This window comes from Sphingomonas sp. PP-CE-1A-559 (assembly GCF_004340965.1).
Lineage (GTDB): Bacteria > Pseudomonadota > Alphaproteobacteria > Sphingomonadales > Sphingomonadaceae > Sphingomonas.
The window spans coordinates 1-20,771 of record NZ_SLYA01000003.1; the positions used below are offsets into that span (position 1 = coordinate 1).

At 66.1% G+C, this 20,771-nt stretch carries 20 protein-coding genes; 10 read left to right on the top strand and 10 right to left on the bottom strand.

Annotated elements, in window-relative coordinates:
* Positions 1 to 415 precede the first annotated feature (415 nt).
* The gene (locus C8J42_RS10240; protein WP_133020433.1) at positions 416 to 1,915 is read left to right on the top strand and encodes a lipopolysaccharide biosynthesis protein; all 1,500 of its coding nucleotides are present in this window, start codon (positions 416 to 418) and stop codon (positions 1,913 to 1,915) included.
* On the opposite strand, the gene C8J42_RS10245 is transcribed toward C8J42_RS10240, so the two are convergent.
* Positions 1,916 to 2,341, bottom strand: a complete 426-nt coding sequence (locus C8J42_RS10245; protein ID WP_133020010.1) for a CBS domain-containing protein — start codon at positions 2,339 to 2,341, stop codon at positions 1,916 to 1,918. It abuts the gene before it with no gap.
* Between the two features lie 71 nt (positions 2,342 to 2,412).
* On the opposite strand from C8J42_RS10245, the gene C8J42_RS10250 reads away from it, so the two are divergent.
* Positions 2,413 to 2,703 carry a hypothetical protein gene (locus C8J42_RS10250; RefSeq protein WP_243644296.1) on the top strand — a complete coding sequence of 97 codons (291 nt, stop codon included), beginning with the start codon at positions 2,413 to 2,415 and terminating at the stop codon, positions 2,701 to 2,703.
* A gap of 119 nt (positions 2,704 to 2,822) precedes the next feature.
* Here the strand turns inward: C8J42_RS10250 and C8J42_RS10255 are convergent, their stop codons facing one another.
* The 4 genes from C8J42_RS10255 to hisS form a co-directional block, all read right to left on the bottom strand.
* Positions 2,823 to 4,055, bottom strand: a complete 1,233-nt coding sequence (locus C8J42_RS10255) for a DUF4167 domain-containing protein (RefSeq protein ID WP_133020011.1) — start codon at positions 4,053 to 4,055, stop codon at positions 2,823 to 2,825.
* A gap of 257 nt (positions 4,056 to 4,312) precedes the next feature.
* Complete coding sequence (gene prmC, locus C8J42_RS10260) at positions 4,313 to 5,179, bottom strand: peptide chain release factor N(5)-glutamine methyltransferase (RefSeq protein ID WP_133020012.1); 867 nt, start codon at positions 5,177 to 5,179, stop codon at positions 4,313 to 4,315.
* Positions 5,180 to 5,296: 117 nt separating this feature from the next.
* Entirely contained in the window at positions 5,297 to 6,370 is a 1,074-nt protein-coding gene (gene prfA / locus C8J42_RS10265) for a peptide chain release factor 1 (RefSeq protein WP_133020013.1), read from the bottom strand.
* On the bottom strand, positions 6,367 to 7,617 hold the full coding sequence (hisS, locus tag C8J42_RS10270) for a histidine--tRNA ligase (RefSeq protein WP_243644298.1): 1,251 nt from the start codon (positions 7,615 to 7,617) through the stop codon (positions 6,367 to 6,369). Before hisS ends, prfA begins: the two co-directional genes overlap by 4 nt.
* A gap of 49 nt (positions 7,618 to 7,666) precedes the next feature.
* Here hisS and C8J42_RS10275 point away from each other — a divergent pair, with 49 nt between their 5' ends.
* From C8J42_RS10275 to C8J42_RS10290, 4 genes are all read left to right on the top strand, one after another.
* Positions 7,667 to 8,320 (top strand): DUF1345 domain-containing protein, encoded by a 654-nt coding sequence (locus C8J42_RS10275; RefSeq protein ID WP_133020014.1) that lies wholly within the window; start codon positions 7,667 to 7,669, stop codon positions 8,318 to 8,320.
* Between the two features lie 82 nt (positions 8,321 to 8,402).
* Entirely contained in the window at positions 8,403 to 10,316 is a 1,914-nt protein-coding gene (locus C8J42_RS10280) for a M61 family metallopeptidase (RefSeq protein WP_133020015.1), read from the top strand.
* 77 nt (positions 10,317 to 10,393) lie between these two features.
* A complete protein-coding gene (gene ppa, locus C8J42_RS10285; protein ID WP_056066165.1) occupies positions 10,394 to 10,972 on the top strand; it encodes an inorganic diphosphatase in 579 nt (192 codons plus the stop codon).
* Between the two features lie 4 nt (positions 10,973 to 10,976).
* Positions 10,977 to 11,639 (top strand): TIGR02466 family protein, encoded by a 663-nt coding sequence (locus tag C8J42_RS10290; RefSeq protein ID WP_133020016.1) that lies wholly within the window; start codon positions 10,977 to 10,979, stop codon positions 11,637 to 11,639.
* 162 nt (positions 11,640 to 11,801) lie between these two features.
* Here C8J42_RS10290 and C8J42_RS10295 read toward each other — a convergent pair whose 3' ends face one another.
* The 3 genes from C8J42_RS10295 to ispG form a co-directional block, all read right to left on the bottom strand.
* Positions 11,802 to 12,278 (bottom strand): GNAT family N-acetyltransferase, encoded by a 477-nt coding sequence (locus C8J42_RS10295; RefSeq protein WP_133020017.1) that lies wholly within the window; start codon positions 12,276 to 12,278, stop codon positions 11,802 to 11,804.
* Complete coding sequence (locus tag C8J42_RS10300) at positions 12,275 to 13,174, bottom strand: DMT family transporter (protein ID WP_133020018.1); 900 nt, start codon at positions 13,172 to 13,174, stop codon at positions 12,275 to 12,277. The genes C8J42_RS10295 and C8J42_RS10300 overlap by 4 nt, the downstream gene beginning before the upstream one ends.
* 307 nt (positions 13,175 to 13,481) lie before the next feature.
* Complete coding sequence (gene ispG / locus C8J42_RS10305; protein WP_133020019.1) at positions 13,482 to 14,621, bottom strand: flavodoxin-dependent (E)-4-hydroxy-3-methylbut-2-enyl-diphosphate synthase; 1,140 nt, start codon at positions 14,619 to 14,621, stop codon at positions 13,482 to 13,484.
* Positions 14,622 to 14,736: 115 nt separating this feature from the next.
* Here ispG and C8J42_RS10310 point away from each other — a divergent pair, with 115 nt between their 5' ends.
* The 4 genes from C8J42_RS10310 (at position 14,737) to C8J42_RS10325 (ending at position 18,410) form a co-directional block, all read left to right on the top strand.
* Positions 14,737 to 15,258, top strand: coding sequence for a DUF1993 domain-containing protein (locus C8J42_RS10310; protein ID WP_133020020.1), 522 nt, complete (start codon positions 14,737 to 14,739; stop codon positions 15,256 to 15,258).
* Positions 15,259 to 15,493: 235 nt separating this feature from the next.
* Positions 15,494 to 16,633, top strand: a complete 1,140-nt coding sequence (locus C8J42_RS10315) for an acyltransferase (RefSeq protein ID WP_133020021.1) — start codon at positions 15,494 to 15,496, stop codon at positions 16,631 to 16,633.
* On the top strand, positions 16,630 to 17,550 hold the full coding sequence (locus C8J42_RS10320) for an isoaspartyl peptidase/L-asparaginase (protein ID WP_133020022.1): 921 nt from the start codon (positions 16,630 to 16,632) through the stop codon (positions 17,548 to 17,550). The genes C8J42_RS10315 and C8J42_RS10320 overlap by 4 nt, the downstream gene beginning before the upstream one ends.
* Entirely contained in the window at positions 17,547 to 18,410 is an 864-nt protein-coding gene (locus tag C8J42_RS10325) for a S1/P1 nuclease (protein WP_133020023.1), read from the top strand. The genes C8J42_RS10320 and C8J42_RS10325 overlap by 4 nt, the downstream gene beginning before the upstream one ends.
* Before the next feature lie 171 nt (positions 18,411 to 18,581).
* Here C8J42_RS10325 and pal read toward each other — a convergent pair whose 3' ends face one another.
* Together pal and tolB are read right to left on the bottom strand one after the other, a co-directional pair.
* A complete protein-coding gene (gene pal / locus C8J42_RS10330) occupies positions 18,582 to 19,109 on the bottom strand; it encodes a peptidoglycan-associated lipoprotein Pal (protein ID WP_107964487.1) in 528 nt (175 codons plus the stop codon).
* Between the two features lie 52 nt (positions 19,110 to 19,161).
* Positions 19,162 to 20,562 (bottom strand): Tol-Pal system beta propeller repeat protein TolB, encoded by a 1,401-nt coding sequence (gene tolB, locus C8J42_RS10335; protein WP_243644388.1) that lies wholly within the window; start codon positions 20,560 to 20,562, stop codon positions 19,162 to 19,164.
* Positions 20,563 to 20,771: the final 209 nt, after the last annotated feature.

A 20,771-nucleotide genomic window follows, 5' to 3' on the forward strand; every position in this document is an offset into this window, starting at 1 on the left:
GAGGAGCCCGGAAACCGCAAGCCGCCGCCCACATGTCCCTTCATCTTAACCTACAATGTCAAAGAGCCGACAAAAATACCGACACTCGCATAACCCCCTCCCGTAGAAGAAGCTTGGAGCATCTGGTTTTCTTGCGACCACACCAACCAGACCGTAAGGCCGTTCGCTGCGGTGACACCCCTCTAGGCGGGGTTCCGATTCGCGTCAAACACAATCTTTCACATTTGTGGCAATTTTCTCGGATTGGCGCGTTTAGGACGCCCCACACCCCTTCCAAGCCGCTGATCACAACACGTTTGACGATCGCGTCCAGCGCCTTTGCCGCTGCACATCACGTCCGACGCCTTGGCTCGATCGTCTCTACGTCATCGCCTTAAGCGATTGTGAAGGCCATTACCGCTACATGCCCGATACGATGGACACCGTGAGCCCCGCACCTGTTGCAGCCACCCCTGTTCCCGGCGAACCGAGTTCGCTCGCCGGACAGGTGCGCAGTGCATTGATCTGGCGGTCGGGGAGCCAGATCGTCGCGCAGCTCGTACAATGGAGCGCCACCTTCCTAGTCATCCGTATCCTGGCGCCATCGGACTACGGACTATTCGCGATGTGCCAGGTCATTCTGACCTTCATGGGGATGCTCAACGGCTATGGCCTCGCCAGCGGATTGATCCAGCAGAAGACAATCACCGAGCGCGAAGTTCGCCAGCTGTTCGGCATGCTGATCCTGCTCAACGTCACGCTGGCGATTATACAGGTATCGTTGGCGCCGCTTGCGTCAGCCTATTATCGGCAACCGATCGTCGGCGAGATGCTGCGGGTACAGGCGTTGCTATACCTTACGACGCCCTTCATCGCGTTGCCGTACGCGCTGCTTTCCAGGTCGATGGACTTTCGCCATCAGGCGAAGGCCAACATCACCGCGTCGATCGCCTCCGCCAGCGTTGCCTTGGGTGGCGCGCTGTACGGTCTTGGGGTCTGGACGCTCGTGATCGCGCCGATCGTGCTGTTCAGCGTGCGCGGCGCGATGATGACGTGGAGCGCGCGGTCCCTCGTATGGCCGAGTTTCGACTTTCGCGGTGCTGGGACGATCGCGCGCTATGGCGGGGTGATGGCGGCGGGGCAGCTGTTCTGGTTCCTGCAGAGCGAGACCGACGTGTTCATCGCCGGGCGCAGCTTCTCGGCGCACACGTTGGGGATTTACACGACGAGCCTGTTCCTGACGCAGATCTTCGTCTCGAAGTTCGTGCCGCCGCTCAACGAAGTCGCCTTCTCCGCCTATGCGCGAATGCAGGCCGATCCCGATGCGATCGGACGCGCGTTCGTGAAGGGCGTCCGGATGGTGATGATCGTCGCGATGCCGTTCTACATGGGGCTGGCCGCGACCGCCGAGCCTTTGGTGCTGACCGTGCTGGGCGACAAATGGCGCGAGACGGCGCCGATCGTCCACCTGCTCGCGCTGGCGATGCCGTTCATGACGTTGCAGGTGCTGTTCACGCCGGCGTCCGATGCGCGCGGCCGACCGGGGATCGGCGTCCAGAACGGCGCGGTCGGAGCGCTGATCCTGACCACGGCATTCCTGGTCGGCGTGAAATGGGGCCCGACCGGCATGGGCGTGGCGTGGATCACGGCCTATCCACTTTACCTAGCGATCAGCGCCTGGCGGACTCTGCCAGTGATCGGCGTTCGCGCGCGCGACGTGGCACGCGCGGTCGCATCTCCGGCACTGGCGGCGATCGCGATGGCGCTGATCGTCGGGCTGGTGGATCGCGCGCTGCCACCGCTTGACGCACACTGGAGGCTGATGATGCTCGTGGCGATCGGCGCGGCGGTCTACGCGGCGTGGATGCTGATCTTTGCGCGAGCGACCGTGCGCGAACTGATCGCGGTCGCGCGGAAGCAGCCGGTCGCCGCTTAGTTACGCGGACTGGATATATTCGCGCATCGCCGCGGCATCGGCCTCGATCCGGTCGATGCGGTATTTGACCAAGTCGCCGATCGAGACGAACCCGACCAGCGTGTCGCCATCGATCACCGGCAGGTGGCGGATGCGGCGCTGGGTCATCAGCGACAGGGCACCGATCGCCGATTCATTAGGTCCGATCGACTTTACCGCGGTGGTCATCACGTCGCCGATCGGCCGTTCCAGCGCCGCTACGCCATCCGACTGCAGACAGTGGATGACGTCGCGTTCGGAGAAGATACCGACGACCTTGCCGCCGTCCAGGACCGGCGCCGCACCGATCCGCTTCTCCCCGAGCAGGGCCACCGCCTGGGCCACGGTAGAGTCGGGGCTCAGCGACTGTATGTCGCCCTTGTCCTTCAGGATCGCCGCGATCGTCATCTTCGCCTCTCCTCAACTGCGTCTGTTGCGCCTGGCTTGAGGAAACCATGTTTGCGCGGCAATGTGAAGCGATGACCGATCGACTGCCTGAACCGCCGGCCGGGTTGGACGACCCGCATTACGCTGCATTCGCCTGGGCACGGTTCCGGGGGATCATGGCGTGGATGGTGCTGGCGGCGGCGATATGCGTCGCGGCGATCATCGTGGCGATGGCGCATGTGCAAGGGCCGCTGCATCTGGTGACGATGCTCGCGGTGATGGGCGGTGTCGGCGGATCGGTGATAATGGCCGGACTGTTGATGGGGCTCGCATTCCTCAGTTCGGGCAGCGGGCATGACGAGGACGTGACGCGGATCGATTGAGCGGGCGGAGCGGATATAGTTGGGGATGTAGTCGCGCATGAAAAAGGCCGGTGTCGCGTGAAGCGACACCGGCCTTTTCAGGTCTTGGCGTGATCCCGGAGAGGTCCGGGATGACGGCTTCAGCCTGCGACCTCGTCCGGTACCGCACGAACGCGGCGACGGCGGGGCTTTTCTTCGGGCGCGGCATCGGCAGCGGGCGAGTCCTTCGCAGGTGCTGGCGCCGGCGATATTGCCGAGATGCCGAGCGATGGCGGCAGGCGGTCCGCGTCGAATGCGGTCGGTGCCGTATCTTCGGTCGTGCCCTGATCCTGTGCGACGGGTGCGTCGAGGCTGCGATCGCGGCGCGGGCGACCGCGACGGCGGGGCTGCTCCTCGGTCGCAGCGACCGGGATCGCCGTCTCGACGGTTTCGGTTGGCTGAGCCGCCTGCTCGGTGGTTTCGGTTACCGAACGGACCGCATCGGCTTCCGAATCCTGGTTGGCGTTGGCGACCGGTGCGCTCACGCGGGGCGTGCGGCGGATCGTCTCACGCTGCGGCGCATCGCGGTAATCGCTGCGGGGTTCTCGGACCTGCTCGTCGCGGGGCTGGTTCTCACGAGCCTGATTCTCGCGAGCCTGCGCTTCGCGAGCCTGCCCCTGCTCCTCGCCGTTGCGGTCGTCGCGCGGCTGGGCGTCACGCGGGGCGTTGCGCTGGTTGCGCGGGTTGTCGCCACGGACGCGGTCTTCGCGCTGGCCCTCATTGCGCGGCTGCACCTCGTTGCGCTGACCCTCATTACGCTGGCCCTCGTAGCGGTTGTTCTCGTACCGCGGACGCTCTTCGCGCTGCGGACGATCTTCACGCTGAGGGCGGTCCTCGCGATTCTGGCCCTCACGATTCTGGCGGGGCGCGTTCTGGTACTGGCCGTTCTGCTGGCCGCCATTCTGCTCGCCACGAGGCTGCTCAGGCGTACCCTGCTGCTCGCCGGAGCGGATCGGTTCGCCCTCGTCGCCGTAATCGTCGTCGCCGTCGAGATCGAACGGCTGCTGGCGGCGTGGCTGCTGCTGCGCCTGCGGCTGGCTCTCTTCGAAACGGGCGCGGGTTTCGCTCAGGACGCGGAAATAATGGTCCGCGAACTGGAGGTAATATTCGATGTTGACGCGGTCGCCCTGCTGCTGCGCGTCGCGCGCGAGGTTCTTGTACTTCTCGTACAGCTGGCTCGCGTTGCCGCGCGCGCGGCTGTCGATGCGGTTGCCGGTATCGCGACCACCCTGGCCACCGCCGCCACCTTGGCGTTGACCGCCGCCACTACCGCCGCCGCCATTATTATTGTTGCCACGACCGCGACGGCGGCCGGCTTGCCGGTTGTTGATCAAGCTTGTGTCCTCAGTCGTCGAACCAAAATCTGGTCGTGCTCCGAAATGCGGTGCAAACCCCCGTCGCGCACCGACGATCTAGACGAGATCGGTGCGTCGAACTTGCCAGGGCCGCCGGACTGCAGCGACCTCAAAGCGAAGGATGCGGGTCAACGCTCAAAACCGACCATGATGTCGAGATTGCGTGCCCCTGCCCGCGTGATAGCGTCCGCAAGGGACCTACTACAAGCGAAATGTGAGGTTTAGCGCCATATTGTTCAAGTCGCGGGGGCGTGGGTTGCCACTAACGCACGCGCGTTGCCGCCATAGTCGTGATGGAGCGCGACGTGCAGACCTTGCGCTTCGAGCAACGTGGTGACGGGGGGACCCTGCGTCGAACCGATCTCGATCACCGCCGCGCCGCCGGGGGCGATCACGGCGGGGAGTTGTTCGGCGAGGATACGGTAGTCGTCTAGCCCGTCTGCGCCGGCGTAGAGCGCGGCGTGGGGTTCGTGGTCGTGGACTTCGGCTGGGAGGCGTTCGTCGGTGGCGATGTAGGGGGGGTTGGCGAGAATCAGGTCGAACTGGCCGACGATCGCGCTAGCCCAGCTGCCGCGGATGAAGTGGGCTCGGTCGGTGACGCCGAGGGTTGCGGCGTTGGCGCGGGCGTAGGCGAGTGCTTGGGGGGAATAGTCTACGCCGAGGCCTTGCGCCGGCCACTCGTCGAGCGCGGCGAGGAGCAGCGTGCCGGGGCCGGTGCCGAGATCGAGTATCGTTGCGGGCGCGCGGCCGGCGAAATGCGCCTGGGCGGCGATCAGGAGGGTTTCGCTGTCGGCGCGGGGGACGAGTGCGCCGGGGCCGACGGCGAGGTCGATCGACCAGAAGCCGCGGGTGCCGGTGATGTAGGCGATCGGCTCGTGATTGAGGCGGCGGTCGACGAGCGCGGCGAAGGTCTCGGGGACGGCGTAGCGATCCGGGTCGAGGAGGATCGCGTTGCGCTCGACGCCGAGTGCGTGCGCCATGAGGAGTTCCGCGTCGAGGCGCGGGGTGGCGGAGAAGCCGAACCGCGCGGCGGCGGTGGCGATCGCTGCACTTACCCCCCCGCCCGCTTGCGGGAGGGGGTTGGGGGGTGGGCACGCGCTCACCGCGGACGCACCGGTTGCGATCGGTCGAGAGACCCAAGCTCAACGCCCGTCTGGAACCAGCCGCGAGCCCACCCCCCGGCCCCCTCCCGCTTGCGGGAGGGGGTGAAGGAGTAGGGCTCAGCCATCCAGTTGCGCCAGGCGATCCGCTTCGTCCTGCGCGACCAGGGCGCCGATCAGTTCGTCCATCTCGCCCGCGACGATCTCCGGCAGGCGATGCAGCGTCAGGTTGATGCGATGATCGGTCACGCGGCCTTGGGGAAAGTTGTACGTTCGGATGCGTTCCGAGCGATCGCCCGAGCCGACCATCGACTTCCGCGCCCCTGCTCGCTCGGCATGCAACCGGTCACGCTCCGCCTCGTACAACCGCGTCCTGAGCACGCGGAGGGCCTTCGCCTTGTTCTTGTGCTGCGACTTTTCGTCCTGCTGGATGACGGTCAGCCCGGTCGGGATGTGGACGATCCGCACGGCGCTGTCGGTGGTGTTGACCGACTGCCCGCCCGGCCCCGACGAGCGATAGACGTCGATGCGCAGGTCCTTGTCGTCGATCTTGACGTCGACCTCCTCCGCCTCGGGCAGCACCGCGACGGTCGCCGCCGAGGTGTGGATCCGGCCGCCCGCCTCGGTCGTGGGCACGCGCTGGACGCGGTGGACGCCGCTTTCGAACTTGAGCTTGGCGAACACGCCCTGGCCGGTGACGCTGGCGACGACTTCCTTGAAGCCGCCCGCGTCGGACGACGAACCGGAGATCATCTCGACCCGCCAGCCCTGGGATTCGGCATAGCGCTGGTACATCCGGAACAGGTCGCCCGCGAACAGCGCCGCCTCGTCGCCACCGGTGCCGGCGCGGACCTCGAGCATCGCCGAGCGCTCGTCGGCAGAGTCGCGCGGCAACAGCGCGAGCGCGAGCTTGCGGTCGGCGGTCTCGAGCAGCGTGCGGTTCTCGTGCAGCTCGTCCGACGCCATCGCGCGGAGTTCGTCGTCGGCATCGTCCGCCATGAAGGCGAGGCTTTCGGCCTCCTGCCGCAACCGGCGCACTTCGGTGGCGGCCTGGGCGACGGGTTCGAGCTCGGCATATTCCTTCGACACCGCGACGAAGCGGTCGGAGGGGAGATCGCCGGTCGACATCAGCGCTTGCAGCTCGTCACGCCGCGCCTCGATCGCGCGGATGCGGTCGGGGGAGATCTGGGTCATTCAAGACCGCCGGTTGCCGAGTCGATGATCGCCCTGAACTGATCCGGCTGGAATTTAGCTCGTAAGCCACGTTCGCTAACGCTCGCGAGACCGTCTCTGCGAGACAATGAAATCGTGTAGGCCGGGTTTGTCTTAAGTGCCTTTTCGTACCGCTTTTTCGGGTTTCCGGTGACACTCACTTCCACGGTAAAGCCTGCTCGCCGAAGTGCTGCCGTCAGCTTAGTAGCCGCCGACTCAAACTCTTGAGCTTCGGCAACAACCGCGACGTCGACCTCGGGCACCGCCGGCTCATCAATCAGCATAGCGAGACGCTCGACACCCGCAGCCCAGCCAACGCCTGCCGTCTCGGGCCCACCGAGCGACCCGATCAGCCCGTCATACCGGCCGCCGGCTAGGACTGTCCCCTGTGCACCCAGCTTGTCGGTAACGAACTCGAACGCGGTGTGGCGGTAGTAATCGAGGCCGCGGACCAGCCGTGCGTTGCGCTCCCACGCGACACCTGCGGCATCGAGCCCGGCGGTGACCGCTTCGAAGAACGCACGCGCCTCGGGGGTCAGATACGCGTCGATATCCGGCGCGCTGTCGGCAATCGGGCGGTCGCGCGGGTCCTTCGAGTCGAGGATCCGCATCGGGTTCTTCTCAAGCCGGGTCAGGCTGTCCTCGGACAACTCCCCGCGATGCGCCTCGAAATGCGCCACCAGCGCCTCGCGCCACGCGTCGCGCGTCGCCGCGTCGCCCAGCGTGTTGAGCTGCAACGTCACGCCCTCGGAAATGCCGAGTTCGCGCAGCAGCTGGTCCGCGAGCACGAGCAGCTCGACGTCCGCCGCCGGCTCGGCCGCACCGATCACCTCGGCATCGATCTGGTGGAACTGGCGGAAGCGCCCCTTTTGCGGGCGTTCGTAGCGAAACACAGGCCCGCTGGTGGTGAGCTTCAGCGGCGCGAACTGCTGCCAGCCTTCGGTAAGGTACGCGCGCGCAATGCCGGCGGTGAACTCGGGGCGGAGCGTGAGCGAGTCCCCACCGCGATCCTCGAACGTGTACATCTCCTTCGACACGACATCGGTCGTCTCGCCGAGCGAGCGTGCGAACACCGCCGTCGACTCGAACACCGGGATATCGACGCGCTGGAAGCAATACAGCGCCCGCACGCGTTCGAACGTCGACAGGACATGCGCGAACCGGCGCTGCTCGTCGCCGAAAATGTCCTGGGTGCCACGGATGCGGCGCGGGGTTTCTGTCTTGGCCATGATGCGCGCGTATCTAGGCGACGTCCCCGCTAAGCGCTAGCGCTGTGGCATGAACGACAAACCCAGATATTGGGGCCTCGGCCAACGCGTTGCCCCGCCGCGCTTCATCCTGTTCGTGCTGGTCTTCGCGATCGGGCTGGTCGGGATGATCCCGCGGTTCGGGCTCGGGCGCGGTACGATGGCGGCGTTCGACGTCGCCGCGGTCGTGTTCCTGATCGCGGTCTCGACGCTGTTCCGCAACGCCACCGCCGAGCGGATGCGCCGCGCGGCGGAGGAGAACGACGCCAACCGAGCGGTGCTGCTCGGGTTCAGCGGGACGATCATGCTGGTCATCCTGGTCGCGGTGGCGAAGGAATTGCAGGGCAAGAACGACGCGGTCGGAATCGCGCTGACGATCTCGACGCTGGCGCTCGCGTGGCTGTTCTCGAACATGATCTACACGCTGCATTACGCGCATCTCTATTATGTCGACGATCCGGACGGCAAAGACGCCAAGGGCCTCGATTTCCCGAGCTGCGACGAACCCGATTACTGGGACTTCGCCTATTTTGCGTTCACGCTGGGGATGACGTTCCAGACCTCGGACGTCGAGATTACCTCGCGCCGGGTCCGCAAAGCCGCGCTCGGCCAGTGCATGGCGGCGTTCGTGTTCAACATCGGTGTGCTCGCGTTCACCATCAACGTGCTCGGGAGCGCTGGCTGAGGGTACCGGGTAAAGGACTGGACGGCTGCCCTTTATCGCGATTACACCTCGTGTCATCGTCTCTCAGCCGGAAGGCCATTCCTTGATCCGCAAGCTTCTCGTCGCGTCCCTGCTCGCATCCGCCGTACCCGCCTTCGCGCAAGTCCCCGCGGGCAACACCGCGCCGCAGCCGGTGCCGTTCGTCGACACCATCCCCGACGCGGTCGACACGCCGTATCCCGGCACGCTGCTGCTCGACGTCGATGCGACCGATACCGAGCGCGGCATCTTCCGCGTGAAGCAGACGATTCCGGTCGCCAAGTCCGGCCCGATGGCGCTACTGTATCCGAAGTGGCTGCCCGGCGCGCATTCCCCGCGTGGCGAGATCGAGAAGCTCGCCGGCCTAGTGATCCGCGCAAACGGCAAGATCGTCCCCTGGACGCGCGATCCGGTCGATGTCTTCGCGTTCCACATCGACGTGCCGACCGGCGCGAAGTCGGTGGTGGCCGAGTTCCAGTTCATCTCCGCGACCAAGGGCGACCAGGGCCGTATCGTCATGACGCCGACGATGGTCAGCCTCGAACCGAACCTCGTCAGCCTGTACCCCGCGGGGTATTTCACGCGCCAGATCCCGATCAAGATGACCGTCACCTACCCGGCCGGCTGGACCGCCGCCGGTGCGGTGCCCGCCAAGGTCGTGGGCTCGACCTACAGCTACGACACGACCAACTACGAGATCCTCGTCGATTCGCCGACGCTCGCGGGCAAATACGGCAAGGTCTGGCCGCTCTCCCCGCGCGTCGACCTGAACGTGTTCGCCGACAGCCCCGACCAGCTCGCTGCCAAGCCCGAGCAGATCGATGCACACAAGCGGCTCGTCGACCAGGCGGTGAAGACCTTCGGCGCACAGCACTACGATCACTATGAATTCCTGCTGTCGATCACCGACCAGCTTGGCGGAATCGGCCTCGAGCATCATCGCAGCTCCGAGAACGGCGTCCGTCCCGGCTATTTCACCGAATGGGAAACCGGCGCCGCCGCGCGCAACCTGCTGCCGCACGAATACACGCATAGCTGGGACGGCAAGTTCCGGCGCGGCGCCGACCTGTGGACGCCCGACTTCCGCACGCCGATGCGCGACTCGCTGCTGTGGGTATATGAAGGCCAGACGCAGTTCTGGGGCTATGTGCTCCAGGCGCGCTCGGGCCTGGTCAGCAAGCAGGACACGCTCGACGGCTACGCCTCGATCCTCGGCAATTACGATACCGCGCCGGGCCGTCAGTGGCGTAACCTGATCGACACGACCAACGATCCGGTGATCTCGGCGCGGAAACCGAAGGGCTGGACCAGCTGGCAGCGTTCGGAGGATTATTACAACGAGGGCCTGATGGTCTGGATGGAAGTCGACGCGATGCTCCGCCAGAAGTCCGGCGGGACCAAGTCGATCGACGACTTCGCCAAGGCGTTCTTCGGCGTGCGTGACGGCGATTACGGCGAGCTGACCTACACCTTCGCCGACGTCGCGAAGACGCTGAACGGCATCGTCCCTTATGACTGGGCGACGTTCCTGAACACGCGCCTGACCGAGACGGGCAAGCCCGCGCCGATCAATGGCTTCGCGATGAACGGCTACAAGCTGGTCTATGGCCCCGAGCAGAGCCCGTATCTGAAGCAGGCGGAGAAGACGCGCGGCACCGACGTCAGCTATTCGCTGGGCATGGTGATCAACAAGGAGGGCATCGTCACCTCGTCGATCTGGGACAGCCCCGCGTTCAAGGCGGGCCTCGACGTCGGCACCGAGATCGAGGCGGTCAACAGCGAGGCCTATTCGTCGGACCGGATCAAGGCGGCGATCCTGGCCGCGAAGGGTACGAAGCTGCCGATCCGCCTGACTGTAAAGAACAATGACCGTTTCCGCGACATCTTGCTCGATTACCATGACGGCCCGCGCTATCCGCGGCTCCAGAAGGTGGGTACAGGTGACGGCGGGCTGGACAAGCTGCTGATGCCGCGCTGACCAGAGACTAATCCAACGTGGTGCCGGCCGCTCCCCCAGACGAGGAGCGCCGGCATCGTCATATCGAAAGGACCGCCATGCGTATCGACCTCATCCCGACCGGCAAGAACCCGCCCGAGGATCTGAACGTCATCATCGAAGTGCCGACCGGCGGCGAGCCCGTGAAGTACGAGTTCGACAAGGCATCGGGCGCGCTGTTCGTCGATCGCATCCTGCACACGCCGATGCGTTACCCGGCGAACTACGGCTTTGTGCCGCACACGCTCAGCCCTGATGGCGATCCGCTCGATGCACTGGTAATCGCACGCTCGCCGTTCATCCCGGGCTGCGTCGTCCGCGCGCGGCCGATCGCGGTGCTGAACCTGGAAGACGAAGCCGGCGGCGACGAGAAGCTCGTCTGCGTGCCGGTCGACGCGGTGTTCCCGTATTACGCCAATATCGGCGAGCGTGGCGACATGCCCGAGATCGTGTTCGAGCAGATCGAGCATTTCTTCACCCACTACAAGGACCTGGAGAAGACGAAGTGGGTCCGCGTCGGCAAGTGGGGCGATGCCGAAGAAGCCAAGCGCGTCACGATCGAGGCGATCGAGCGCTACAACGCCGAGAAGGCCAAGGGCGAAGAGCCGATGAACGCGGACGACACCGCAGGGCGCTGATAGCATGACCACGGCGTCTTCTACGTTCGACGGCATCCGCGTCCGCGCGGCGCAGATCGGACTGTACGAGACGCCGATCCTGCACGGACGGCTGGCCGATGCCGCCGCGCTGACGGCGGCGTTGCGCACCGCGATCCTTGATCGCTACGCCGCCGCGCCCAGCTTGGCTCGATCGAATGTCGGTGGCTGGCATTCGGCTACCGACATGCTCGACTGGGGCGGGCCGGCGGCGGTCGCGCTCGCCGATACCGCGGTAAAGATGGCGAAGCGCGCCTCGCATTTCGATGGGCGAGATGCCGCGACGGTCGAGTGGACCGTCAAGATGTGGGCGAACGTGTCGCCGCCCGGTGCGCTCAACATGAGCCACGCGCATCCCGGCGTGTTGTGGGCCGCGGTCTATTATATCGACATGGGCGTTGCCTCTGCGGAGGGCGAAGCGGGCGGCGAGCTATTCTTCGAGGACCCGCGCTTTCCGGTGCCGTTCATGCGGCTTCCGGGATTTCGGCTCGTCGGGATCGACGGCCAGCCGCAACCGGTCGAACGCCGCCTGCCGACCGAAGCGGGCGACCTGATCCTGTTCCCCGCCTGGCTCCGCCACGGCGTCCGCCCGCACTTGGGAACAGGCGACCGCATCTCGATCGCGATGAACATCGACGTGAAGGGCTAGGCCCCCCGTTGGCGACACCCTGACCTTCTCCCCTCCCTGGAAGGGAGGGGTCGGGGGTGGGTCGGCTTCCGCATTTCCGACCTTGGTGGGTGAGTGGCTAAACTGGCCAACCCACCCCCCAACCCCTCCCTTTCAGGGAGGGGAGCGGGACGGCGCTTCGATCTACCGGCCAGCGAGCTTCACTAAAGCATCCCCAGACATCCGCTGGATTGTCCAATCCTCCATCCCGACCGCACCGACCTTCCGGTAGAACGCGATCGCATCGGCATTCCAGTCGAGCACCGACCATTCGAACCGCGCGCAGCCGCGATCGAGCGCCATGCCCGCCAGATGCGCCAGCAACGCACCTCCGCCCCCCTGCCCACGCGCTTCCGGCGTCACGTAGAGATCCTCCAGATACAGCCCCCGCCTGCCGGTCCAGGTCGAGAAATTGTGGAAGAACAGCGCGAACCCGAGCGGGCCTTCCTCAGTCTCCGCGATCAATGCCTCCGCGGCGGGTCGCTCCCCGAACAGCGCCTCCGCCAGCATCGGCTCGGTCGCCTCGACCGCATCCGGTTCGCGCTCGAACGCGGCAAGTTCGCGGACGAAGCGCAGGATCGTGCCGACATCGGCAGCGGTAGCGGAACGGATGATGGTCATGCACTAGCCTCGATAGAAGTTTGCGCGATATCACGCCGCCGCGCCGCATACAGGCACGCGACGACGATGATCGCCGCGCCCGCCAGCGTAAATGCCGATACCCGCTCGCCGAACACCAGGAAACCCAGCACGGCGGCATAGACGAACGACGTGTATTCGGTGGTCGCGAGGAACCCGGTATCGCCGTGCGCATAGGCCCAACCGAGCAGCCACAACGACGCGGTCGCGAGTCCAGCGGCGAGTATGAGCTTGGGCCACTGCACCGCCTCGGGCACTACCGCCAGCCACGGCGCGGTGAGCCCCAGCGTTACTGTGATGACGAGCGCCTGGAAGAATGCGATCTCGCCCGGCCGCGCCGCCTGGCTCTGCATCCGCGCGATCACGAGGTTGACCGCGTACAGCACCGCCGAGCCGAGGATGGCGAGCGTCCCGTGGAACGTCTCGGGTCCCGGCACCTCGCGTCCCTGCCCGATCATCACCACCAGCACGCCGCCAAGCGCGGCAATCGAGGCGACGAACGTCTTCCACCCGACGCGCTCGCCCAGCGTGACCGCGGCGAGCAGCAGCGCGAGGATCGGCGCTATGTAGGTCAGCGATATCGCCTGCGCCATCGGCACGCGCGCGAGCCCCCAGAAGAACAGAAGACCCATCACCGTCGTCACCAACCCGCGCGCAAGATGCAGCTTCAGCGCCCGCTCGCTCGGCCGTCCGCTGTTCCCGAGCCTCCACGCCACTGCGCCGAGCCCGACGCTGATCATCTGCCGCCAGAGCAGTGCGTTATAGACGCCGATCGCCAGGACGAGCGACTTCATCACCGCGTCCATCATGGAGAACAGGCCGATGCCCAGCGCGGCGACCGCGAAGGCTAAAGCGGAGGAAACGGTGCGGGATGTCATCGGACTAGACCGCATCGTGAACGGTCAATGTTCGGATCATCCTCATGCGGTCCGCTTAACCCGCATCCTATCGAGACGCCATCGCCGGTACTGGAATTGCCGTTGCGGACGTCGACGGTTTGATAAAGCGGTGTCCAAGGTGCTGTTCCCCCGCGAACGCGGGGGTCCAGGACCACGAACGCTGTCGCCGGTAACCCTGGACTCCCGCTTTCGCGGGAGTACGGCAGGAGGATGCGCGCGTCACGCCGTCCTCCTCACAGAAGTCAGAGTTAGTGAAAGGCGCGCGTAAGCAGCTAACCGCTGAAACCTATTCCGCCGCCATCTCCGGTACCAAGGCCGCGATAGCCGCATCCGCCGCGTCGATTTCCGCGGCTTTCGCCTCGACCAGCCGGACGATGTGGTCGACCATGTCGGCATCCTGAACGTGGTGGTCGGTCACACCCGACAGGTACACCATGTGCTTGCCGTTGCCGCCGCCGGTGATGCCGATGTCGGTCTCGCGCGCTTCACCCGGACCGTTCACGACGCAGCCCAGCACAGAAAGCGACATCGGCGTGCGGATATGCTGCAACCGTTCTTCGAGCGCCTGCACGGTGCGGATCACATCGAAGCCCTGCCGCGCACACGAAGGACACGACACGACGCGGACGCCGCGGTTGCGGATGCCGAGCGCTTTGAGGATCTCGAAGCCGACGCGGACTTCCTCTTCCGGCTCGGCCGAGAGCGACACGCGGATCGTGTCGCCGATGCCGTACCAGAGCAGGCTCCCCATCCCGATCGCCGACTTGACCGTGCCGCCCACGAACCCGCCCGCCTCGGTAATGCCGAGATGCAGCGGGCAATCGACCTGTTCGGCGAGCTGCTGGTACGCCGCCACCGCGAGGAACAGGTCGGACGCCTTCACCGCGACCTTGAACTCGTGAAAGTCGTGGTCCTGCAACAGCTTGATATGATCGAGCGCCGACTCGACCAGCGCATCGGGGCAAGGCTCGCCGTATTTCTCGAGCAGATGCCGCTCGAGCGAGCCGCCGTTGACGCCGATCCGGATCGCGCAGCCATTGGACTTGGCTGCATCGACGACTTCCTTCACGCGCGCAGCCGAGCCGATATTGCCCGGGTTAATGCGCAGGCACGCCGCGCCCGCATCGGCGGCTTCGAGTGCGCGCTTGTAGTGGAAATGAATGTCCGCGACGATCGGCACGCGGCTCGCGCGGACGATCTGCTTCAGCGCGGCGGTCGATTCGACGTCGGGGCAGCTCACGCGGATGATGTCGACGCCAGCGTCCTCGCAGCGCCGGATCTGGTCGACCGTCGCGCGCACGTCGTCGGTCGGCGTGTTGGTCATCGTCTGCACAGTGACCGGCGCATCGCCGCCGACGGGGACGTTGCCGACCATGATCTGGCGGCTCTTGCGGCGGGTGATATCGCGCCAGGGGCGAAGGGACATGAAGATTCCTCGGGAGTTCGAGGCCTATATAGCGACTTGCGCGCTGGAACGGAACATCGCTGGCCGGAGTAGCGATCGTCGGCCATAGCGGCGCACGGCTTTAGGAGCGAACGCGATGACCCTGTCCCTGTACGATGCGACGATTCCCTCGAACCTCCAGATTCTCCGTGCGGTCGACGCACTACTCGACAAGGCCGAGGCGTTCGCGGCCGAACGCGGGATCGAACCTGCGGCTCTGATCGACGCGAAGCTGGCGGACGACATGCTGCCGTTCGGCTACCAGGTGAAGGCCTGCGCCAGTCACTCGGTCGGCGGGATCGAAGGTGTCCGCGCCGGCACCTTCGCGCCCGACCGGTCGGCCTGGCCGACCGACTTCGCCGGTCTCCACACCGTGATGCGCGCCGCGATCGCCACCCTAGAAGCGATCGACCGGGACGCGTTCGATGCGCTGGCCGATAACGACACGACCTTCGAGTTCGGCACGTTCGTCATGCCGTTCACCGGCGCGAACTTCCTGCTCTCATTCTCGCAGCCCAACTTCTATTTCCACGCATCGACTGCGTACGCGATCCTGCGCGCGCAGGGCGTACCGATCGGCAAGCGCGACTTCATGGGCACGCCGCGCATGAAAGCGTAAGCGGTCGGAAACGCAAATACCGCGCAGTTGATCGTCCCCCGCTACGGGGAGGTGGCACCGAAGGTGACGGAGGGGCGGTAAGGGCAACCGCTGTTTCGTGTCCTCCCCCTCCGTCTGGCAAATGCCAGCCACCTCCCCCTTGCGGGGGAGGACCGCAGGATCACCGGCCGGTCACTAGCACCACCTCACCGGTCGCAAGCTTGCGGCACCGGCCCTCGCCCCGTAGGGCCGCGCGATGACGCGGCATTTCGGCATGGACTGGCTGCGGATCGGTGCGTTCGCGCTGCTGATCCTCTACCATATCGGCATGGTCTTCGTGCCGTGGAACTTCCATGTGAAGTCGCTTCATGTCGAGGACTGGGTGCGGCTGCCGATGCTGGCGAGCAACGCGTGGCGGCTGACGCTGCTGTTCGTCGTATCGGGCTATGCCAGCCGCGCGCTGCTCAACCGGTCGAGCGGCACAGGCGGATTCTTCGCCAACCGTTGCTACCGCCTGCTCATACCGCTGCTGTTCGGCATGGCGGTGATCGTACCGCCGCAACCCTGGGTCGAGCTGGTCACCAAGCATGCCTATGTCGGCAGCTATCTGACGTTCTGGACCCATGACTATTTCCGGTTCGGCAAGCTCGCCGGACTGTCGCTGCCGACCTGGAATCACCTCTGGTTCGTCGTCTATCTCTGGGTCTACACGACTGTTCTGACGCTCGGGCTGCTTGTCGTCCGCGGCGACTGGCTGCAACGTGCGTTCGATCGGATCTTTAGCGGCTGGGCGGTGCTAGCCCTTCCCGTTGCATGGCTCGTCTTCGTCCACGGCTGGTGGTTCCAGATGGCCGCGGAATCGCAAGCCCTGTTCGGCGACTGGGTCGCGCACGTCACCTATTTCCCTGCCTTCCTGTTCGGCTTCGGCCTCGCCTGCTCCGAGCCCGCGATGGCCGCGATCACCCGCTGGTGGAAGGTCGGCGCGGTCGCCGCGCTGCTCGGCTATCTCTGCATCATCGGCGTCGAGCTTCGCTGGCCCGCAGATGTCGTGACGCCGCGCTGGATCTATCCGGCATACGGTGTCGCGCACGCGCTTGAGCAATGGGGCGCGATCGTCGCGCTGATCGGGATCGCGGAGCGCCACTGGAACCGCGACCATCGCTGGCGCCGCACGCTGACCGAGGCGGTGTTCCCGTTCTACCTGATCCACCAGACGATCATCGTCCTCGTGATGTATGCGCTGCTCCCCGCCGGCCTGCCGGGCTGGGCGGAGTTCGCGTGCCTGCTCGCCGCGACGACGATCGGCTGCATCGCCTTCTACTGGATCGGCCGCAGCATCGCGCCGCTCCGTCCCCTCATCGGCCTTCGCGCCCTACCCTCGAAAGACTCAGCATGACCTGGACCCTCGTCATCCACGGCGGCGCCGGCAAACTCGACAGCCAGATGGTCTCGCCCGAGCAGGATGCGGGTGCGCGGGCCGGCCTGTCACGCGCGCTCGACGTCGGGTCGAAGGTGCTGGCGGACGGCGGCAGCGCGCTAGATGCGGTCGAGGCGGCGGTGCGCGCACTGGAGGACGACCCGCACTTCAACTCGGGGCGCGGCGCGGTCTTCACGCATGACGGCACGCTGGAACTCGACGCCGCGATCATGGACGGGCGCACGCGGGCGGCGGGGGCAGTCGCCGCAGCCACAGCCACGCGCAACCCGGTAGGTCTCGCCCGCGCGATCCTCGACGACGGCCGCCACGTCTTCCTCGCCGGCAAGGGCGCCGATGCGTTCTCCCGCGATCGCGAATTGCGACAAGCCGACGCCGACTGGTTCGCGACCGACGAACGCCGCCGGCAGTTCGCCGAGTTCCAGGCGGACGGCGGCGGGTTCGACGTCGACATGAAATACGGCACCGTCGGCGCGGTGGCCTGCGACATGGACGGCCACGTTGCCGCCGCCACCTCGACCGGCGGCGTGACCGGCAAGCGCTGGGGCCGGATTGGCGATACGCCCGTGATCGGCGCGGGTACCTTCGCCGACGACCGCGCGTGCGCCGTGTCTTGCACCGGCTCCGGCGAGTTCTTCCTGCGAGTCGGCGTTGGCCACGAGATCGCCGCTCGGGTGCGGCTGGCGGGCGAGTCGTTGCAGGTCGCGGCCGACGCCGTGCTCGCCGAAGTGAAGGCGCTCGGTGGCACGGGCGGGGTGATCGTCGCGGGACCGGACGGCGACATGGCGTGGGGCTTCAACACCGTCGGCATGTACCGTGGGACGGCGTCGTCAGCGGGTAGCCGGACCGTCGCGATCTACGCTAACGAGCCGGCATGAAGCGCTATCTCCTCGCCCCGATCGCCGTGGCTGCGGCCGCTATCGGCCTCGCCTCCCCCGCCATTGCGTTCTGGGAGTACGGCCACCAGACCGTCGCGCAGATCGCCTATGCCAACGTCACGCCGAAGACCAAGGCTGCGATCCGCAAGCTGCTCGCGCAACAGGCGCTGCTCGACACACCGGAATGTCCGGCCGGCACGATCGAGCAGGCGAGCGTCTGGGCGGATTGCATCAAGCCGCTTAAGACCGCCCACGGCAAGTCGCGGTTCGGCTTTGCGTATAACTGGCATTTCCAGGACGCCGACGTCTGCGCGCCGTTCGACGTCACCGAGTCGTGCAAAGACGGCAATTGCGTCTCGGTCCAGATCGACCGCGACGTGAAGCTGTTGAGGGATCGCGCCACGTCGCCGAAGGACCGCGTCCAGGCACTGGCGTTCCTGATCCACTTCGTCGGCGATCTGCACCAGCCGCTTCACGCCGGCGACCGCCACGACAAGGGCGGCAACGACGTGAAGGCGGACTACGGGATCTACGGCCCGGCGCGGTTCAACCTGCATTCGATCTGGGACGGGCCGCTCGCCGAGCGCGCGATCTCGACGCCGCCGTCGCTGGTAAGGCGGTATCCTGCGGCCGAGCGGGCGAAGATCGGGGCTGGGACGGTTACCGACTGGAGCCGGGAGAGCTGGGAAGCCGCGTATACGGCGTATGCGGCGGCACTTGGCGGCGACGCGTGCGGTACCGTGCCTGCGCGCGTGAAGATGGACGATGCCACGATCGCCAAGATGGTGCCGGTGTCGCGAGAAGAGATCCGCCGCGGGGGTATCCGCCTAGCGAAGCTGCTCGACAAGGCGCTGGGCTAAACCGCTTACCCTCTCCCCTCCGGGGAGAGGGAGGGGCCCGCGTGCGCTTGCACGTGGGAGGGTGAGGGGCTTGAGGCTCGAGACGACAATCCCAACAGCCCCTCACCCTTCCGTCGCCAAGCGGCTCCTCCTTCCCTCTCCCCGGAGGGGAGAGGGACTGCCGCGACAACCCTAGTTCAGCACCACCGTGACCGCACGACGGTTCGCCGCCCAGCTCTGGTCGTCCGAGCCCATCGCCACCGGCCGCTCCTTGCCGTAGCTGATCGTCGTCATCCGCGACGACGACACGCCCTTTGCGGCCAGATAGTTCTTGGTCGCATTCGCGCGGCGGTCGCCGAGCGCGAGGTTGTATTCGCGCGTGCCACGCTCGTCGGCATGGCCTTCGATCGTGATCCGCTGGTTCGGGAACTTCGCCAGCCACTGCGCCTGGCTGTCGAGGATCGCGCGCGCGGTCGGATCGATGTCGTACATGTCGAGCCCGAAATTCACCGTGTTCGAGCTGACCGAGCGCTGGAAGTCGGCATCCGACCCCGGCACGATCGCACCACCGACATTGCCGCCGTTCTGGCCCGCATTCGGGTCGACCGGCGCATTGTTGTCGACCGGTGCGGGCGGCAGCACTTCGGGACGCTTCTTGGCACAGCCGGCAACGGCGATCAGCGCAGTACATGCAAGCAAGATGTTGGAAAGCTTCGACATAGATAGTCTCCCGTAGAAAATCACGTTTCCCCGTTATGCCCCCATAGCAGGTTCAGGGCCGCAAGGGGCCCCACGCCGGATCCGAGCCGTCGAGCGGCGTCGGGATTTTCCGCTCGTTGACGCCTGTCAGGTCGACCGACCAGAGGTCCGCCTTGCCGCCACTGCCGCGTCCCGAGCGATAGAAGTTGATCACGCGACCGTTCGGCGACCAGCTCGGCCCCTCATCCTGCCAGTCGTTGGTGAGCAATTTCTCGCCGCCGCCGCTCGGGCTCATGATGCCGATCCGGAAGCCGCCGCCGAGCTTGGTGAACGCGATCAGGTCGCCGCGCGGACTCCATACCGGCGTCGCATAGCGCCCGCCGCCGAAGCTGATCCGCTGCTGGTTCGAGCCGTCCGCGTTCATCACGTAGATCTGCTGGCCACCCGAGCGGTCGCTCTCGAACACGATCTTCGAGCCGTCCGGCGAATAGGACCCGCCGGTATCGATCCCGGGCGAGTTGGTCAGCCGCTGCGGCGTGCCGCCTTGGCTCGACACGCGATAGACGTCGGTATTCCCGCCCTGCGCCATCGAGAACAGGATGTTGCGACCGTCCGGCGAGAAGCGCGGCGCAAACGTCAGGTTCGCGTTCGCGACCACCAGCCGCTGTTTGCCCGAACCAATGTCATAGACATAGATCGCCGGGCGATTGTTGAGATAGCTCATATAGACGATCGACTGCTGGTTCGGCGCGAACCGCGGCGTCAGCACGATCGACTGGCCGTTGGTCAGGAAGCGGTGGTTGGCGCCGTCCTGATCCATGATCGCGAGCCGCTTGATCCGGTGACCCTTGGGGCCGGTCTCGGACACGTAGACGACGCGACTGTCGAAATACGCGCCTTCGCCGGTCAGGCGGGTGTAGACCATGTCAGCGCACTTGTGCCCGGCGCGCCGCCAGTCGGACGGCGGAACGACGAACCCAGTGCGCGTCAGCTCGGCCTTCGACGACACGTCGTAGAGGTAGCAGCCGACGGTCAGATTGCCGTCGCCGTTGGCGCGGATGAAGCCCTGCACCAGCGCCTGCGCGCCGGTGCTGCCCCAATAATCGAACCCGGGTGCGGTGACTTCGGGGAAGGTAATCGGGCGGAGCTGGCCGGGTGAGAGTGGCGTGAACAGGCCGGAGTTGCGGAGGTCGTTGGTGACGATGTCGGCGAGCTGGCGGCCGAGAACGTCGGTCTGGCCGGCGGGTGTCGAGACGACCGCTGCGGTAGGCATGACGGGGATCGCGATCGGCATCGGCGCGGAGATACCGCCGGTGACGTCGACGACGAGTCCGCCGGACTGATCGCCTGCCGGGGCGGGGGCGGCGGGGTCAGCGGGCGTTTGCTGGGGTGCTGAAGCGGGAGCGGGAGCGGGCGCGTCCTGCGCGAACGCTGCGCCACCCGAGACGAACGCAAGCAGCCCGACCGAAGCCAGAACCGATCGAGCCCTACGCCCACCCAACACAGCCTCCACCCCGGCGGAGGCCGGGGCCCAATTGGGGGACGCCGCTGAGGGAGCGTTGCGCATCATTACATCGACCTTCGCAATTGGGCCCCGGCCTTCGCCGGGGTGGTGTTTCTCAACGGAAGGCTGCTGGCGCAAAGGGAAAAATCCCAGGATCGATCGAGTCATAACGGACATCC

What these genes read in the sequence shown, in the direction of transcription:
- C8J42_RS10240 (WP_133020433.1), top strand. Translation starts at nt 416, where the DNA reads ATGGACACCGTGAGCCCCGCACCTGTTGCAGCCACCCCTGTTCCCGGC.
- C8J42_RS10245 (WP_133020010.1), bottom strand. Translation starts at nt 2,341, where the DNA reads ATGACGATCGCGGCGATCCTGAAGGACAAGGGCGACATACAGTCGCTG.
- C8J42_RS10250 (WP_243644296.1), top strand. Translation starts at nt 2,413, where the DNA reads ATGACCGATCGACTGCCTGAACCGCCGGCCGGGTTGGACGACCCGCAT.
- prfA (WP_133020013.1), bottom strand. Translation starts at nt 6,370, where the DNA reads ATGACCCAGATCTCCCCCGACCGCATCCGCGCGATCGAGGCGCGGCGT.
- hisS (WP_243644298.1), bottom strand. Translation starts at nt 7,617, where the DNA reads ATGGCCAAGACAGAAACCCCGCGCCGCATCCGTGGCACCCAGGACATT.
- C8J42_RS10275 (WP_133020014.1), top strand. Translation starts at nt 7,667, where the DNA reads ATGAACGACAAACCCAGATATTGGGGCCTCGGCCAACGCGTTGCCCCG.
- ppa (WP_056066165.1), top strand. Translation starts at nt 10,394, where the DNA reads ATGCGTATCGACCTCATCCCGACCGGCAAGAACCCGCCCGAGGATCTG.
- C8J42_RS10290 (WP_133020016.1), top strand. Translation starts at nt 10,977, where the DNA reads ATGACCACGGCGTCTTCTACGTTCGACGGCATCCGCGTCCGCGCGGCG.
- C8J42_RS10295 (WP_133020017.1), bottom strand. Translation starts at nt 12,278, where the DNA reads ATGACCATCATCCGTTCCGCTACCGCTGCCGATGTCGGCACGATCCTG.
- C8J42_RS10300 (WP_133020018.1), bottom strand. Translation starts at nt 13,174, where the DNA reads ATGACATCCCGCACCGTTTCCTCCGCTTTAGCCTTCGCGGTCGCCGCG.
- ispG (WP_133020019.1), bottom strand. Translation starts at nt 14,621, where the DNA reads ATGTCCCTTCGCCCCTGGCGCGATATCACCCGCCGCAAGAGCCGCCAG.
- C8J42_RS10310 (WP_133020020.1), top strand. Translation starts at nt 14,737, where the DNA reads ATGACCCTGTCCCTGTACGATGCGACGATTCCCTCGAACCTCCAGATT.
- C8J42_RS10315 (WP_133020021.1), top strand. Translation starts at nt 15,494, where the DNA reads ATGACGCGGCATTTCGGCATGGACTGGCTGCGGATCGGTGCGTTCGCG.
- C8J42_RS10320 (WP_133020022.1), top strand. Translation starts at nt 16,630, where the DNA reads ATGACCTGGACCCTCGTCATCCACGGCGGCGCCGGCAAACTCGACAGC.
- C8J42_RS10325 (WP_133020023.1), top strand. Translation starts at nt 17,547, where the DNA reads ATGAAGCGCTATCTCCTCGCCCCGATCGCCGTGGCTGCGGCCGCTATC.
- pal (WP_107964487.1), bottom strand. Translation starts at nt 19,109, where the DNA reads ATGTCGAAGCTTTCCAACATCTTGCTTGCATGTACTGCGCTGATCGCC.